The 14,166-nt window shown below is 61.2% G+C and carries 13 protein-coding genes and 2 pseudogenes; 2 read left to right on the forward strand and 13 right to left on the reverse strand.

Annotated features, from left to right (window positions below; genetic code table 11):
- The 3 genes and pseudogenes from AC1DLT_RS29905 to AC1DLT_RS29915 form a co-directional block, all read right to left on the reverse strand.
- The coding region (locus AC1DLT_RS29905) for an RbsD/FucU domain-containing protein (RefSeq protein WP_477489124.1) at nucleotides 1–274 on the reverse strand (274 nt) is incomplete at its 3' end.
- A gap of 154 nt (nucleotides 275–428) precedes the next feature.
- On the reverse strand, nucleotides 429–1,589 hold the full coding sequence (locus AC1DLT_RS29910) for an iron-containing alcohol dehydrogenase (protein ID WP_477489125.1): 1,161 nt from the start codon (nucleotides 1,587–1,589) through the stop codon (nucleotides 429–431).
- A gap of 697 nt (nucleotides 1,590–2,286) precedes the next feature.
- A pseudogene (locus AC1DLT_RS29915) lies at nucleotides 2,287–2,512 on the reverse strand (hypothetical protein); the annotation flags it as partial.
- A 117-nt stretch (nucleotides 2,513–2,629) separates the two neighbouring features.
- On the opposite strand from AC1DLT_RS29915, the gene AC1DLT_RS29920 reads away from it, so the two are divergent.
- Nucleotides 2,630–3,004 (forward strand): helix-turn-helix domain-containing protein, encoded by a 375-nt coding sequence (locus AC1DLT_RS29920; protein WP_477489126.1) that lies wholly within the window; start codon nucleotides 2,630–2,632, stop codon nucleotides 3,002–3,004.
- Nucleotides 3,005–3,130: 126 nt separating this feature from the next.
- Nucleotides 3,131–3,244, forward strand: a pseudogene (locus AC1DLT_RS29925) (IS5/IS1182 family transposase); the annotation flags it as partial.
- Nucleotides 3,245–3,259: 15 nt separating this feature from the next.
- Here AC1DLT_RS29925 and AC1DLT_RS29930 read toward each other — a convergent pair.
- From AC1DLT_RS29930 to AC1DLT_RS29975, 10 genes are all read right to left on the reverse strand, one after another.
- Entirely contained in the window at nucleotides 3,260–4,597 is a 1,338-nt protein-coding gene (locus AC1DLT_RS29930; RefSeq protein WP_477489127.1) for an LLM class flavin-dependent oxidoreductase, read from the reverse strand.
- A gap of 10 nt (nucleotides 4,598–4,607) precedes the next feature.
- Entirely contained in the window at nucleotides 4,608–5,336 is a 729-nt protein-coding gene (locus tag AC1DLT_RS29935) for an ABC transporter ATP-binding protein (RefSeq protein WP_477489128.1), read from the reverse strand.
- A complete protein-coding gene (locus tag AC1DLT_RS29940; RefSeq protein WP_477489129.1) occupies nucleotides 5,333–6,196 on the reverse strand; it encodes an ABC transporter permease in 864 nt (287 codons plus the stop codon). The genes AC1DLT_RS29935 and AC1DLT_RS29940 overlap by 4 nt, the downstream gene beginning before the upstream one ends.
- 37 nt (nucleotides 6,197–6,233) lie before the next feature.
- Entirely contained in the window at nucleotides 6,234–7,217 is a 984-nt protein-coding gene (locus tag AC1DLT_RS29945; protein WP_477489130.1) for an ABC transporter substrate-binding protein, read from the reverse strand.
- A 337-nt stretch (nucleotides 7,218–7,554) separates the two neighbouring features.
- Nucleotides 7,555–8,745, reverse strand: coding sequence for a cystathionine beta-lyase (locus AC1DLT_RS29950; RefSeq protein WP_477489131.1), 1,191 nt, complete (start codon nucleotides 8,743–8,745; stop codon nucleotides 7,555–7,557).
- Nucleotides 8,742–9,803, reverse strand: coding sequence for an LLM class flavin-dependent oxidoreductase (locus AC1DLT_RS29955; protein ID WP_477489132.1), 1,062 nt, complete (start codon nucleotides 9,801–9,803; stop codon nucleotides 8,742–8,744). The genes AC1DLT_RS29950 and AC1DLT_RS29955 overlap by 4 nt, the downstream gene beginning before the upstream one ends.
- Nucleotides 9,804–9,833: 30 nt before the next feature.
- The gene (locus AC1DLT_RS29960) at nucleotides 9,834–10,775 is read right to left on the reverse strand and encodes an ABC transporter substrate-binding protein (RefSeq protein ID WP_477489133.1); all 942 of its coding nucleotides are present in this window, start codon (nucleotides 10,773–10,775) and stop codon (nucleotides 9,834–9,836) included.
- 64 nt (nucleotides 10,776–10,839) lie between these two features.
- Nucleotides 10,840–11,778, reverse strand: coding sequence for an ABC transporter substrate-binding protein (locus AC1DLT_RS29965; protein ID WP_477489134.1), 939 nt, complete (start codon nucleotides 11,776–11,778; stop codon nucleotides 10,840–10,842).
- A gap of 28 nt (nucleotides 11,779–11,806) precedes the next feature.
- Complete coding sequence (locus tag AC1DLT_RS29970) at nucleotides 11,807–13,597, reverse strand: amino acid ABC transporter permease/ATP-binding protein (protein WP_477489135.1); 1,791 nt, start codon at nucleotides 13,595–13,597, stop codon at nucleotides 11,807–11,809.
- A 10-nt stretch (nucleotides 13,598–13,607) separates the two neighbouring features.
- The gene (locus AC1DLT_RS29975; protein WP_477489136.1) at nucleotides 13,608–14,150 is read right to left on the reverse strand and encodes a GNAT family N-acetyltransferase; all 543 of its coding nucleotides are present in this window, start codon (nucleotides 14,148–14,150) and stop codon (nucleotides 13,608–13,610) included.
- Nucleotides 14,151–14,166 lie beyond the last annotated feature (16 nt).

Below are 14,166 nucleotides of genomic sequence, written 5' to 3' on the forward strand. Positions count from 1 at the left end.
CGGCGGTCGGAATTTCGCCCGGCGCGCCCATGACTTCCATGCGACCGGCAGAATTCTGGAGCGGCGTGTCGAGCGGCAGCACCGAGAGAATGGCACGGATCGCGTCACGAGCCGAGAGATTGGCAATGCTGAGCGGCCGGCCGACGACCGTCTGTCGGGCGACGCTGTCGCTCGGGAAGTTGGTGTCGGAGACGACCAGCGTGTCGCCATGCCCCATGGAGCGAAGCGCGTGCAGCACGTCGGCGTTCAGCGCCGGATGAATATTCTTGAGCATAATGTCCTCCTCAATGCCATTTATTTGACGGCGCCCGCCGTCAGCCCCTTGACGATATAGCGGCTCCAGAAAGATTCCGACGAGGACCAGGGTCATGATCGCAGTCGTTCGGAACTTTTTGGGCTGGACCGTTGAGGAGCTGTTCGCTCCGCCACTACCAGGCCGCCCTGTATATCGACAGTGCGTCAGCCTCGCCAATCTCGCGAGGGTTGTTGACGAGAAGTCGGGTCTGTTTCATGGCGTCCCGCGCCATTCCGGCCAAGTGCTCTTCTCCGATACCCACGTCCCGCAGCCGCGGCTGAAGGCCGAGCTTAAGCGACAACCCGGCAAGCCCTTCGATGAAAGCGGCGCATCGTCGCTGGTGTCCCTGTTCCGAAGCAAGTTCCGGAAAAACGTCCGCTGCGATCTCCGCGTATATCGATGCAGCGTCCGGCGAATTGAACTGCAGGACGTGCGGGAGCACGAGCGCGTTTGAAAGGCCGTGGGGAATGTGGAAGGTCCCGCCGATCGGATAGGCCAACGCATGAACCGCCGCCACAGGAGAGTTCGCGAAGGCCTGTCCAGCCAGCATAGAGCCGAGAAGCATTGCGCCGCGGGCGACACGATCCTTTCCGTCCAAGACCGCCTTCTCAATATTCGAGCCTAAAAGCTGCAGCGCCTGACGCGCAAGCATCTTTGAAAGAGGATTGTTGTTCGCGCTCTTCGACGCATAGGCCTCGATCGCATGAACCATGGCGTCGATGCCGGTGGCGGCCGTTATGTGAGCGGGAAGGCTTAAGGTCAGATCGGGATCGAGGATCGCGATGTCAGGCAGGATGATGGGCGACGACACGCCCCGCTTCTCGTCGCCACCGATCGTGATAATGGACACCGGGGTGACCTCCGATCCTGTTCCGGCCGTGGTGGGAACAAGAACCAGGGGCAGCCGCGGACCCTTCGCATTCCCCACGCCCCAAGCATCGTCGAGTGGCTCACCGGAACCGCAAAGCAATGCGACGACTTTGGCCACGTCAAGTGAAGAACCGCCGCCGAAGCCGATGATCCCGGAGACATTGTCAGCCTTGGCGGCACCTGCCGCGGCCATCACGGTTTCGAGGGATGGATCGGCTTCGACTCCATCGAACACAGTGGTCTCGATGCCGGAGGCAGTGAGAGACGCAAGAGCAGGTTCACAAAGGCCAAGCTGTCGCAATCCGGGGTCTGTCACGAAGAGAATACGGCGGCCGAGCTTCTGCTTTACGAGATCGCCGATCGCAGATGCAGCACCAGGTCGAAAGACGATCTGTGCGCTTGTACTGAAGACAAACGGATTCATGCATTTTCCCCTTGCCGATTTGCGCCTACGACGCGGTCCGGGACCTTGTCGGGCAATAGCCGGGCTTTGCAGTGTTTGAGCAGAGCACCTAGTCGAGTGCAACGGCACCCATTAGAACGATGCTTGCGACCGGTGTTCCCCAACATTGGGTCGGGCACGCCTGTGACGGCAGCCCACAGTCGCATAGCCGCATGGCCGAGCAAATTGCCTTCTCCACTTTGACGGGACGCTTGGCCCGCCCTCCTCCCGCCACGGCCCGCCAGAAAGTGAAAGGACCCGATGAACTATCACCAGAAGCGAGGGGAAACATCAAGGTTACTCAGCGTGCCTCTGACGCTCGGCCCGCCGATGCTTCCGCCAGGTTTCCTACCAAAGCCGGACCTCCCTTGAAAGGGCCGGCGCAACCGGGATGGCCACTGCGACCAACATTACCCAATCCGTCTTGCACATCAAACAACTCTCCGGTGAGCACCACACGCCATTAAGTATAAAGGTGAGGTGTTCGACGGGGATATTCAGGCGAGATAAAATCCAGCGTGACTTTCCTATCTAACTGATATTTCACCATCTGAAGAAATCAGGGCAGCCGAAACAAACGATGAACGTTCCCGCCCGGAAACAAGCGCGGGCGCGCACGGCCTATGCGAAAAGCACAAATCGCGCAGCTATCCAAGAACGTGCGGCGATATAAGCGCGTTCAGCGTTCGAACCGCTCCAGCATCCTCTTCAGTTGTGCATTTTGCAGCTGAAGCTTGCGCGCTAGCTGGTCCCGCAGCAGCCTGATCTCCTCATCAAGGGGATTGCATTGTTAGAAGCGGCGGGAACGCCTGGAGAGGGTGGCGGAACGGATTCGCCCCCTGCCGCTTTCTTCCCTGCGTGCTGCGCTTTCGCGCCGCACCTTCGCCAGCCTGGGAGGGTTTCAGTATCAGCCGCCTCCACCACGGGCTTGGCGCCTTCGATATCTGTGCCCGACCTGAGAGATAGGTGACGTTTGTACCGGAGACATGGGTAACACTTTTCGCTTTCGGCGGGAGGTGTTGATGCCGTGGAGAGAGACTTCGGTTATGGAAGAGCGTCTACGATTTGTCGCCCGGCTTCTGGAGGGCGAAGGCATGAGCGAAGTTTGCCGGGATTTCGGCATCTCGCGCAAGACCGGCTACAAGATCTTCAACCGTTACAAGGATGATGGCCCTGAGGCCTTGAGCGACCGATCGCGCCGGCCGGTTCGCTATGCCACGAGTATCGCATCGAGAAATGTTTTCGCATGTCATTCTGCGCAGCGATGTCGCCAACGAATGCCGTCTTTCACCAGACTGAAGTTCTGCCAGCGGGCGCATACTGTACTGCTCGGGCCAGAGCATCTGGACGCGCAGAAACACTCGCCGACCTCAGAGCCCGTCCGAGAATTGGGTTGAGTGATCGGGCCGATGATGATTCCAAGGAGGTGTCTGGAGCCTGAATGGAAACGCCATGTGGAACCCGACCACCCGGCGGCGGTATAGTCGCAAACAGCCACGATACGAAACCGACCTGACGGATGCAGCCGAAACCGCCGGCTATGGAAAGACCCGGAAGCAACCATCAAGTCCGCCAAGGCCTTCCTTTATGCGGCATCCATCATGACCCTCGTCAGACGGATCGCACGCCCATCATGAATTCTCGGACGGACTCTAAGCAGTCCTGGCAAACGGTATCTTCCCCCCGACCGGCTCCAGCCCGAAATGCGACCGTAGGGTACTGCCTTCATAATCGGTACGGAAGAGACCCCGCTTGCGCAGGATTGGAACCACTTCGGTTGCAAACAGCTCGAACTGTTTGTTGACGATCGGCGGCATCACGTTGAAGCCATCGGCGGCGCCGGTCTTGAACCAGTCCTCGATGATATCGGCTACCTGCTCTGGGGTGCCTGTCGCAGTGAAGTGCCCTCTTGCGCCGGCAAGCTTCTGGAGCAACTTGCGCAGCGTCAGGCCTTCCTTCAGCGCGAGATCGACGTAACCGGTCGCCCGGCTCTTGGAGGCCTCCACCTGCGCCGGATCCGGGAAATCGTCCTGGGTTAGGACACGGTCGAGCGGAATGCCGGAGAAGTCATGGCCTCCGAACCGCGCCGAGAGCCGGGCAAGCCCGATCTGGGGGCTCGTCAGCGCGTCGAGTTCTTCCCACACCTGCTGGGCTTCACGCGTGGTCGATCCGATGGCGGCGCTGATGCCTGGCAAGACGACGATATCCTCCGAGCGACGGCCGTAACCGACAGCCCGCCCCTTCACGTCGGAATAGAAGGATTGCGCGGTCTCCTTTCCGAGATGCGCTGTGAAGATCGCCTCCGCCCAGCGTGCCGCAAAGCCGCGGCCGGAATCCGACTGGCCCGCCTGAATATAAACCGGACGGCCCTGCGGGCTGTTCGGTACGTTCAGCGGTCCCTGCGTGCGGAAATGCGTACCATTGTAGTTGGCCGGCTGGATGAGCGAGGGATCGAGGTACTGCCCCGTCTCCCGGTTATCGCGGATTGCCTCGGAGGGGAAGCTCCGCCACAAGGCGTCGACGGCTTCGACGAATTCCTCGGCGATCTCATAACGGTCGCCATGGCTGACATCCTGTGCCAGACCATAGTTGAGGCCGGCCTGCGGAGCCCAGGATGTGACGATATTCCAGCCCGCGCGTCCGCCGGACAGGTGGTCGAGAGAAGCGAATTGCCGGGCATGCGTATAGGGAAGGCTGTAGGTCGTCGAAGCGGTGCCGATCAGGCCGATCTTGTCGGTGCGGGCAGCCAATGCCGACAGGAGGGTAATCGGCTCCATCGAGCCGCTGGCGACCAGCCCGCCGTTGTTGGGAGCAACCAGGGCATCGGCGAGGAACACTGCGTCGAACTTGGCGACCTCGGCAATCCGCGCAGCCTCGACATAGAGTTCCAGATCGGTAAGGGCGCGGCGTGTGGAATCCGGATGACGCCATGCGCCCTCGTGGTGGCCGCGGGGCATCAGGAATAGATTGAAGTGCAGCTGACGCGTCATTGGATTTCTCTCAGATGAGGTTATGTTCGACGCCGAAGCTGGCGAGCAGCATGCGGCGGAGTTCGATGAAGGCGAGATGCCCGAGACTGCGCGGATGAGGCAGATCGACCTGATGATCCTCGGCGATCCGCCCATCCTTCAAAACCAGGATGCGGTCGGAAAGCAGCAGCGCCTCGTCGACGTCATGCGTCACGAGAACGACCGTCGGCTTGTTCTGTTCTACCAGGTGGAACAAAAGACCATGCATGCGGATCCGTGTCAGGGCGTCGAGAGCGCCGAACGGTTCGTCCGCCAGCAGCAGTTCTGGCCGGCGCAGCAGGGACCTTGCCAGTGCCGCACGCTGTTTCTGACCGCCGGACAGGGTGGACGGCCAGACATTGGCCTTGTCGCCCAGCCCCACCGCTTCCAGCATGGCGAGAGCCGCTGCTTTCGCGTCGGCGCGGCGTAATCCGAGCGTCAGGTTGTCGATGACGCTCATCCATGGCAGCAACCGTGCATCCTGGAACAGAACGGACGTATTTGCCGGCCGGCGGAACTCTCCCTCGGTCACCGCATCGTCGTCCAGCCCGGCAAGCGCCCGAAGCAGGGTCGTCTTGCCGGAACCGGATTCGCCGAGTAGAGCAACGAACTGCCCCTTGCGTACTTCGAGCGTGATGTCTTTGAGGATGGTCTTGTCGCCGAAACCGCGCGAAAGGTTGCGGAGCGAAACCGACGAGAACGACGAGGTGTGGACGTTCATGCTCCCAAAGCCCTCCGATAGGCGAGTGCGCGGGACTCGATCAGCCGTACGACGGTATCGGAGACAAGTCCGAGGATCGCATAGATGAAGATCCCGACGACGATGACATCAGTCTGCCCCCAGTCGCGGGCGCGGTTCATGAGATAGCCGATCCCGGTCTGCGTATTGATGAGCTCGAGGACGACGAGCGCCGTCCAACAAAGGGTCACCGCCAACCGCAACGACACGAAGAAACCGGGCAGAGCACCGGGCAGCGCCACTTTCCGGATGAATTCGCCGCGGGTGAGGCCGAGCGTGCGGGCCAGTTCCACATGGCCGATGTCTATCCCCCGCAGCGCCGCGTGGGTGTTGATATAGACCGGCACCAGAACTGCGGTGAAGATCAGGAAGATCTTCATCGCCTCGCCGATGCCAAGCCAGATGATCACGAGCGGGACGAGCGCCAGCGTCGGAACGGCGCGCTTGATCTGCACCATGCCATCGATCAGCGCCTCCCCGCTTCGGGTCAGGCCGGACAGAAGTGCGAGGATGACCCCAACCGTGACACCGAGAAAAAGTCCCGCATAGGCACGCCCGGCCGAAGCCAGCAGGTGCGGCAGCAGCGTGCCGTCGGCCAGCATTCCGTATCCGGCCACCCCCGCGGCCGACGGGGCCGTCAGGGTGTAGGGCGACAAGATGCCGAGGCGGGAAGCCGCTTCCCAGACGATCAGAACGAGGAGAGGACCGATCAGCCTTGCACCGGTCGGAAGCTGCCTCGGCGTCAAACGGACAGCCTTGCCGACTTCTGACTGCTGATCGCCGGCAGACTGCGTCTTTTCCAAGCGCCCCGAAAGGTATGGATATGAAATGAAGTCCGTCACGGTTCCTCCTCGTGTTCTCTGGAGATCGAAAGCGGCATCAGCGCGCAGCTACGATGACCGGGTCGAATGTGCTGACGAACGACGTCTTGGCGTCGAAACGTTCCTTGATCGACCCGGCCTGATAGAGAATGTCGATCAGCTTCTGGTGATGGGGGATGGCCTCTGCCGACGTCTGCAGGACGAGCGGCGATTCCGCGGCCAGGATCGCCGCAGTATCGTCGGGCGAGATGCGCTGGAAATCGGTGTAATAGAACTTCCCCCAGGCCTGCCTGTTGGCATTCGCCCATTTGGCACCGCGGGTGAACGCGCCGAGGAAGCTTTCGATGGCCGCGACCTTCTTCGAATCGGCCAGAGCAGCGGGGCGGGCGTAGAAATAGCTGGTGCTCGGCAGGATCTGGCGCTCGACCGGATCGAGAACCGGCGAAGCCCCGGACTGCTTGGTCAGGCGAGTAACATGCGGTTCAGTCAAAACGGCGACGTCGACGGCACCGGAACGGACCGCGTCCGGCAGATCGGCTACGCGAAGATTCACCAGTTCCACATCCTTGAGCGAAATGCCCGTACGGTTCAGCGTCTCGATCAGGAAAACCTGCCGGCCGGAGCCTTCGACATAGCTGAGCTTCTTGCCCTTGAGCTCTGCCAGTTTGTTGATGACCAGTCCGGGACGGCTCGTCAGGCGATATTGCGCCACTTCTCGCGTAAACGTGCCGATGATCGGCAGAAGCGTGCCGGCCGCCCGCGCCTGGATTGGCGGCGTATCGCCGACATAGGCGATATCCAGCGCACCGGCCCGCATCGCCTCGAGAATAGCGGGGCCACCGGCGAAATTCGGAAAGCTTGCCTTAAATTCAAGATTCGGTGCTTCGCCGCTGGCATCGAGAAGATGGCGAACGAATTCGCTCTGGTCCGCGACGGCAAGCGTGGTGTTGGGATCGACCGTCAGGGCTGCCTCGGTCTGGCGGCCAAACGCGAGACCGAGCGAAAGGGTGGAGGCAAAGGATAGGAATGTACGTCGGTTCACAGGTCGGTTCCCCAGCTAACAAATCGGTGTCGAACACCGGCCGGGATAAAAGTGCAGCGAAACGATAGATTTTATAAGAAATGTATTTTTCTCAAACCGGTGCCGGGTGACAAATTCGTTTCGGTCATGCTTCATGACCGGGATAAACGATCCAGCTCGCTCCGCCGCGTGTGTTCACGCCAACTTAACCGGATAGACGCATTGCGCTCGTGGAACCGGTAACCTTGAGGCCTTCTAGGCTCTTGAACGGAATCGGACGTAAACTTGGGAAAGAGGCGGCAATTAAATAAGCCAGTTAAGTCTGTCGCCATAGGCTTACGACTTACACTGAAGACGCTTATGCCATTGCGGCCGCTGCAAAGCCTCCTTCGAGATCAGCGATCAAGTCTTGGACATCCTCAAGCCCGATCTGCAGGCGCAGAACAGGGCCGCCGGCCGGCGGCGAAATGATCTTGCGATCGAACAGGTTCACGTGCAGCGCGAGACTCGGGAAGCCGCCCCAGGAATAGCCAAGGCCGAAAAGCTTTAAGCCATTGAGAAAAGCTTGGGCTTTTCTCTTGTAATCCTTCTTGTGCTCGACCTTCAGCACGAAAGAAAAGATGCCGCTCGCGCCTTTGAAGTCTCGCTTCCAAAGATCGTGACCGGGAGAACTCGGCAATGCCGGATGCAGCACCCGACCCACCTCGTCCCTGCCCTCCAACCATCGGGCAATGACAAGAGCGCTTTCCTGGTGGCGTTCGAGCCGGACGCCCATGGTGCGCAGACCACGCAGCACCTGATAGGCATCGTCCGGCGCACCGCAGATGCCCAGCGCGCCATTGGTCTCCTTCAGGCGCGGCCAGTGCTCCGCGTTGGCGGACACGGTGCCCATCAGGATATCCGAATGGCCCGCCGGATACTTGGTGACGGCCTGGATGGAGATGTCGACGCCGAAATCGAGCGGACGGAAATAAAGCGGCGTCGCCCAGGTATTGTCCATGGTGACAACTGCGCCCTGCCGATGCGCGACTTCCACGATCGCCGGGATATCCTGCATCTCGAACGTGTTCGAACCCGGCGCTTCGGTGTGCACCAGCTTAGTGTTTGGCCGGAACAGTTTTTCGATATCGGCGCCGGCCATCGCGTCATAGAATTCAGCCTCCACGCCGAACCGCGCGAGCATCGTCTCGCAGAAATGTCGGGTGGGGCCATAGACGGAATCCACCACCAGCGCATGATCGCCGGGGGAAAGATAGGCGAGGAAGGCGATCGTCACGGCCGCAAGGCCCGAAGGCACCAGGATCGTTCCGGCCGCACCTTCCAGTTCGTTAAGGGCCTCGCAGAGCGCGTTCGTGGTCGGTGTACCGCGCGTGCCATAGGTGTATTTCTGGGCATGCGTATCCATCGCTTCGGCGCTCGGAAACAGGACGGTCGATGCCCGGACGGGCGGCGGATTGATGAAGCCGTGATAGTCGAACGGGTCATATCCGGCACGAACGAGCTGGGTATTCATGCCGAGCGCGCCCGTCTGCTTGCGGTCTTCAGTCATGCGAATGCTTTCCGGGTATCGATGGGATCTTTGGCGAGCGCCCGCTTCCAGCCGAGCGCGGGCGCGATCTTCGTCGCGAAATCGGTGATGATCTGGGCGTACTCCTCCAGAGCAAATTCATAGGGCAGCTCGAGCCGGAGTTCGCCGACCTCGCGCAGAACACTGTCGGCGAGCAGCCTTTCGATGATCTCGTCTGAGCTGCCGACCAGATCGCGACTGAAAAGCGCGCGGCGCGGCCCCTGAGGCGAGAGCGTTCGCTCATGTCGGCTTGCGGCATAATTTCGGTATTTTTCCCTGGTGTGCTTGTCGGCTCCGTCAGTCGGGACAATCACTCTGCCTGCCGCGACGCGGGGACTGCGACCAGCCGGCAGAGCGGCGCGAAAAGCGGCGAGTTGCCTCGCCTGCGCCTCTAGGAAGTCGTCGGAAATGTCGCCGGAGGTGAGACTGCCGATCATCAGGTTGAGGCCGGTTCTTCCGGCCCATTCCGATGACCGAAGTGAACCGCCGCCATACCAGACACGGTCGCGCAATCCTTTCGCGAAGGGCTGAAGACGGGCCTGCTGGCGATTGCCGGGAGAGATCACATAGGTCTCGCCATCACCGATATAGTTGCCTTCGAGATCGGCAAGCAAGCGTTCGACCCGCGCATAAGAGAAATCGAAGTTCTGCCAGTCGCCGTCGAAGACAAGCGGCGCGACCAGTTCGGCGTGCAGCGGCGGTCCGGCGCTGACGCCAACATTGAGGCGCCCGCCGGAAAGCGCGTCCGTCATGGAAAGGTCTTCGGCCAGCCGAAACGGACTTTCATAACCGAGCTGGATTACCGCCGAACCCAGCTGGATACGCTTGGTGCGCTGGCTGGCGGCAGCGAGGAAAACCGGCGCCGAGGAGACGCCGTGCTCGAGATGCCGCTGGCGGACCCAGCCGCTGTCGTAACCCAGTTCCTCGCCCGCTTCGAAAAGCTTGAGCGAGGCTTCGAGCCCGCTGGCGGGGTCGTCGTCGGGATAATTGCCGGGGGTGAGGAAGCCGATATGGCGAATGTCGAGCGGGGATGGTGTCATGGTTTCGCGATTGTCACGAGGGAGGATCGATCAGCTCTTCGGCAGGCCGGGCGGATTGGTCTGCGACTGCGGCAGCGCCTCTTCCGAAAGCTGCCAGCGGGCAAGAAGCTTGCCGTAAGTACCGTTCTTGATCAGGTTGTTGGTGGCGAGCGTCAGCGCTGCAGCGAGACCCGAACCCTTGCGGGTGGTGATCGCCACGTCTGAGCGCTCCGGCCAGCCGGCCGACAGCGTGCCGACGCGCCGGATATTCTTGTCGCGAGCGGCGATATAGACGAGCTGAGCATGCGGCTGGACAATGACATCGACGCGGCCGGAGCGCAGCGCCACGAGCCGGGCCGCATCGTCGTCGTGATAAACGAGTTCGATCGGCTTCAGGCCGGCCTTGACGTTCTCATCGCTCCACTTGAGCAGGATACGTTCTTGGTTGGTGCTGGCACCAACCGTGATACGCAGACCGGCGGCATCCTTCGGCTCCTTGATTTCCTTGACGGCGCTATCGGCCTTGACGAAGAAACCGTGCAGCCCCTGGCGATAGGTGGAGAAGTCGAACTTCTCCTTGCGCAGTTCCGTCACGCCGACATTGGAAATCACCGCATCGTATTTGCCGGAGACGAGGCCGAGCGGCCAATCCGCCCAGGCGACCGGGATCAGTTCAAGCTTCAGGCCGAGGCTGTCAGCAATCGCCAGTGCATATTCCGGATCGGCGCCGACGACGGTTTTGGCATCGGTGGCATAGGTCGCAAGCGGCGGCCCGCCAGGCGAAACGGCGACGGTGAATTTGCCCGGCGTCGCGAGCTTAAAATCCTTCGGGATTGCCGCGATCGCTGCGGGATCCTTTTCGGCACGAATGCGGCCGGGCTGGTCGGGCGAGAGATCGAAGATATCTTCGGCGGCATCGGCCGCGGATAGTCCGAGCGCGGAACTCAAAAGGCCAGCGGCCAGGAGGCTGAATGTTTTTTTGAAGAGAGACATGATCAGTTTCCATGTTTGTGAAAAGGGGCGCGAGCCAAGAGGGATAAGCCCGCGCCAAATGGGGTCACTTCTTCGGCAGGCCGGGCGGGTTGGTGCGCGCTTCCTTCACCGCCTCGGCGGCGAGGTTCCAGCGGGCAAGCACCTTTCCGTAGCTACCGCCCTTGATCTGCTCGTTGAGCGCGACCGTGATGGCGTCCGCCAGGCCGGAGCCTTTCTTGGTGGCGACGGCGATCTCCGCCGTCTGCGGCCAGCCGCCGGAGAAGCCGCCGACGAATTTCGTCTTCTGCTCCTTGGCCGCCTTGAAGGCCGAGGTGGCGTTCGGGCCGAGATAGGCGTCGGCGCGGCCGGATTGCAGGGCGACATCCAGCACCGCTTCGTCGTCGTAGTACTGCACCTCGCTGGCCGGCAGACCCTTCGCCTTGTTGGCTTCGATCCAGCGCAGCAGGATCTGCTCCTGGTTGGTGCCCGACGAGACGATCACCTTGAGGCCGGCGACATCTTCCGGCTTCTCGACCTTGGCCACCTTGCTGTTCAGCGGTACATAGAAGCCTAACAGGTCGTTGCGGTAGGTCGAGAAGTCGAACTTCTCCTTGCGCTCTTCCGTCACAGTGATGTTGTGGATTGCCGCATCGAAACGGCCGGAAACGAGCCCGAGCGGCCAGTCGGCCCAGGCGATAGGTACCAGTTCCAGCTGCAGGCCGAGACTATCTGCGATAAGCTGCGCGAAATCCGGCTCGCTGCCGACCGGCGTCTTGTTGTCGGTAGCGTAGGCCGCGAAAGGCAGACGGCCGGGAACGGAGGCGACCGTCAGCTTGCCGGGAGTGATGAACTTGTAGCCAGCTGGAATAAGCTTGATGGCGGAATCAACTTTCTCCGCCCTCACCCGGCTTTTCTGCTCGGGCGAGAGATCGACTTCCTGCGCATGAGCGAACGCGCCGAAAAACCCCGAAAGCGACAGGAGGCCGCCAATAGTCAGACCAAGAAGCTTGGACGTGTAGGGCATGCTGGGTGTTTCCTTATGTTTTGTTTGTTCAGAGGACTTTGGCGAGGAATTCGGCCGTGCGCGGGTGTTCCGGTTTGTTGAAGACGTTCTCCGGCACGCCGGTTTCAAGGATACGGCCCTGTTCCATGAAGACGACGAGGTCGGAGACTTCGCGAGCAAAGCCGATCTCATGGGTGACGATGACGAGCGTCGTGCCGGACCGGGCGAGCTCCTTGATGACATCGAGCACTTCGCCCACCAATTCGGGATCGAGCGCCGAGGTTGGCTCGTCGAAGAGCAGGACCTTGGGCTTGAGAGCGAGCGCACGGGCGATCGCAACACGCTGCTGCTGGCCGCCGGAAAGCTGGCGCGGATAGGCATTCGCCTTTTCCGCAAGGCCGACGCGGGCAAGAAGATCGAGCGCTTCTGCTTCCGCCTGCTCGCGGGGAATGCGACGCACCGTGATCGGCGCCTCGACGACGTTTTCCAGAACGGTCAGATGCGGGAAGAGGTTGAAGTTCTGAAACACCATGCCGACTTCCACGCGGCGCTTCAGGATGTCCTTCTCCTTCAGTTCATAGAGCGTCTCGCCATCCTGCCGGTAGCCGATCAGTTCGCCGTCGATGGCGATGAAACCGTCATCGACCCGCTCCAGATGGTTGATCGAGCGTAGCAACGTCGACTTGCCGGAGCCGGACTGGCCGAGAATGGCGGTGACGCTTCCTGCTGGGATGGAAAGAGTGACTTCGTCGAGAACCTTCAACTGCCCGAAGCTTTTCGAGACCCCGTGGATCGTCACTTCGCCGCCAAGGGCTCTGAGTGGCGCAACTCCGGCTTGGCGCGGGGCTGGCTTGGCAATCACTTCAGCCGCTTTCGGCGCGACCGCCACCTGCGGCACGAAACGGCGATAGAGGCTGGAGAAGATCGACCGCGGCGGGTTTTTGAGAGCACCGCGGGCATAATGCCGCTCGACATGGTGCTGGATGATCGACAATACCGTCAGGATGACGAGGTACCAGACGGTGGCCACCATCAGGAGCGGAATCACTTCCAGATTGCGGCGGTAGATGATCTGGATCGTGTAGAAGAGTTCCGGCAGCGCAAGGATATAGACTTGGGACGTGCCCTTCGCGAGACCGATGATATCGTTGAAGGCAGTCGGCAGGATGGAGCGCATCGCCTGCGGCAACACGATCCGTGACGCCTGGCGGCTACGGGGCAGGCCGAGTGCGGAAGCGGCTTCCAGCTGCCCCTGATCAACCGAGAGAATGCCGCCGCGGATGATTTCCGAGGCGAAAGCCGCCTGATTGAGCGTCAGTCCGAGCACGGCGGCGGCGAACGGTGTGATGAGCTGTGTGGTATTCCAGCTGATGAAGTTGATGCCGGTATAAGGGATCCCGACAGTGATCGTCTCGTAAAGATAACCGAGATTGTTGAGGATCAGCAGCAGAACGATCAGCGGGATCGAACGGAAGATCCAGATATAAGTCCAGGACACCCCGACCAGCAAAGGAGAACGAGAGACCCGTGCCAGCGCCAGCCCTGTGCCGAGGATGAAGCCGAACAGTGCGCCGAGGGCGGTCAGCAACAACGTCCGGCCGAGGCCAATCAGAACCGGCTCGGCGAAGAACCACTCTGCGAAGACATCCCAACCCCAGCGCGGATTGCCGAGAACCGAATGGATCGTCGCGGCGATAACGATCAGTGCGAAGACGGTGCCGACGGTGCGTGCCGGATAACGTGCCGGCACAATGCGGTAATGAGAGTAATCCCCCTTGGCGGCTGCGGGTTGTCGCGGAGGAGCGGCCTGGATGTCGCTGAAATCGCTGGTGATCGTCATCCCCGCCTCCTCACGCCGCGCCGTGCAAAGTGGCCGAGACGACCGCCTTGCGCGCCGCGTAGCTGCCGAAACCGAGCGCTTTCTCGAACGGCAGCTTGCGGATGGTCTCAGGATCCGCCGTCGTGTCGAACAGCGCGGAATAACCGTGGGTAAGGTAGAGGCCAACGGCCTCAGGCTGGCGAAAACCGGTGGTTAGGTAGATACGGGTATAACCCTGCCGCACCGCCTGCTCTTCCAGTTCGACCAGCACCTTGCGAGCGAGGCCTTGGCGGCGATACGCGGAGTGGGTCCAGACGCGCTTGAACTCCGTGGTGCCTTCGTCCTGATGTCGCATGAACGCGCCGCCAGCGATCGCCTCGCCATCCCGCAGCAGCAGGAGGAAATTGCCGTGCGGTGGCGCGAAAACCTCCGGTCCGTAGCGGTTCATCTCCTTCGTCGCACCCTCGGCGTCATAGAAGCTGCCGTAGCGGCTGTCGTATTCGTACGTGAGTTCATCGATCAGCGGCCTGGCCAGCGGATCAAGCGGATTTGTGTAGAGGAATCGGTCGCTCATGGTCGCTCCTTAAGGC

The sequence above is a fragment of the Neorhizobium sp. 05N33 genome (assembly GCF_056397445.1).

Bases quoted from the DNA above. Each gene is read 5' to 3' on its own strand.
- AC1DLT_RS29960 (WP_477489133.1), bottom strand. From the start codon at position 10,775: ATGTCTCTCTTCAAAAAAACATTCAGCCTCCTGGCCGCTGGCCTTTTG.
- AC1DLT_RS29970 (WP_477489135.1), bottom strand. From the start codon at position 13,597: ATGACGATCACCAGCGATTTCAGCGACATCCAGGCCGCTCCTCCGCGA.
- AC1DLT_RS29920 (WP_477489126.1), top strand. From the start codon at position 2,630: ATGCCGTGGAGAGAGACTTCGGTTATGGAAGAGCGTCTACGATTTGTC.
- AC1DLT_RS29975 (WP_477489136.1), bottom strand. From the start codon at position 14,150: ATGAGCGACCGATTCCTCTACACAAATCCGCTTGATCCGCTGGCCAGG.
- AC1DLT_RS29935 (WP_477489128.1), bottom strand. From the start codon at position 5,336: ATGAACGTCCACACCTCGTCGTTCTCGTCGGTTTCGCTCCGCAACCTT.
- AC1DLT_RS29955 (WP_477489132.1), bottom strand. From the start codon at position 9,803: ATGACACCATCCCCGCTCGACATTCGCCATATCGGCTTCCTCACCCCC.
- AC1DLT_RS29910 (WP_477489125.1), bottom strand. From the start codon at position 1,589: ATGAATCCGTTTGTCTTCAGTACAAGCGCACAGATCGTCTTTCGACCT.
- AC1DLT_RS29930 (WP_477489127.1), bottom strand. From the start codon at position 4,597: ATGACGCGTCAGCTGCACTTCAATCTATTCCTGATGCCCCGCGGCCAC.
- AC1DLT_RS29965 (WP_477489134.1), bottom strand. From the start codon at position 11,778: ATGCCCTACACGTCCAAGCTTCTTGGTCTGACTATTGGCGGCCTCCTG.
- AC1DLT_RS29950 (WP_477489131.1), bottom strand. From the start codon at position 8,745: ATGACTGAAGACCGCAAGCAGACGGGCGCGCTCGGCATGAATACCCAG.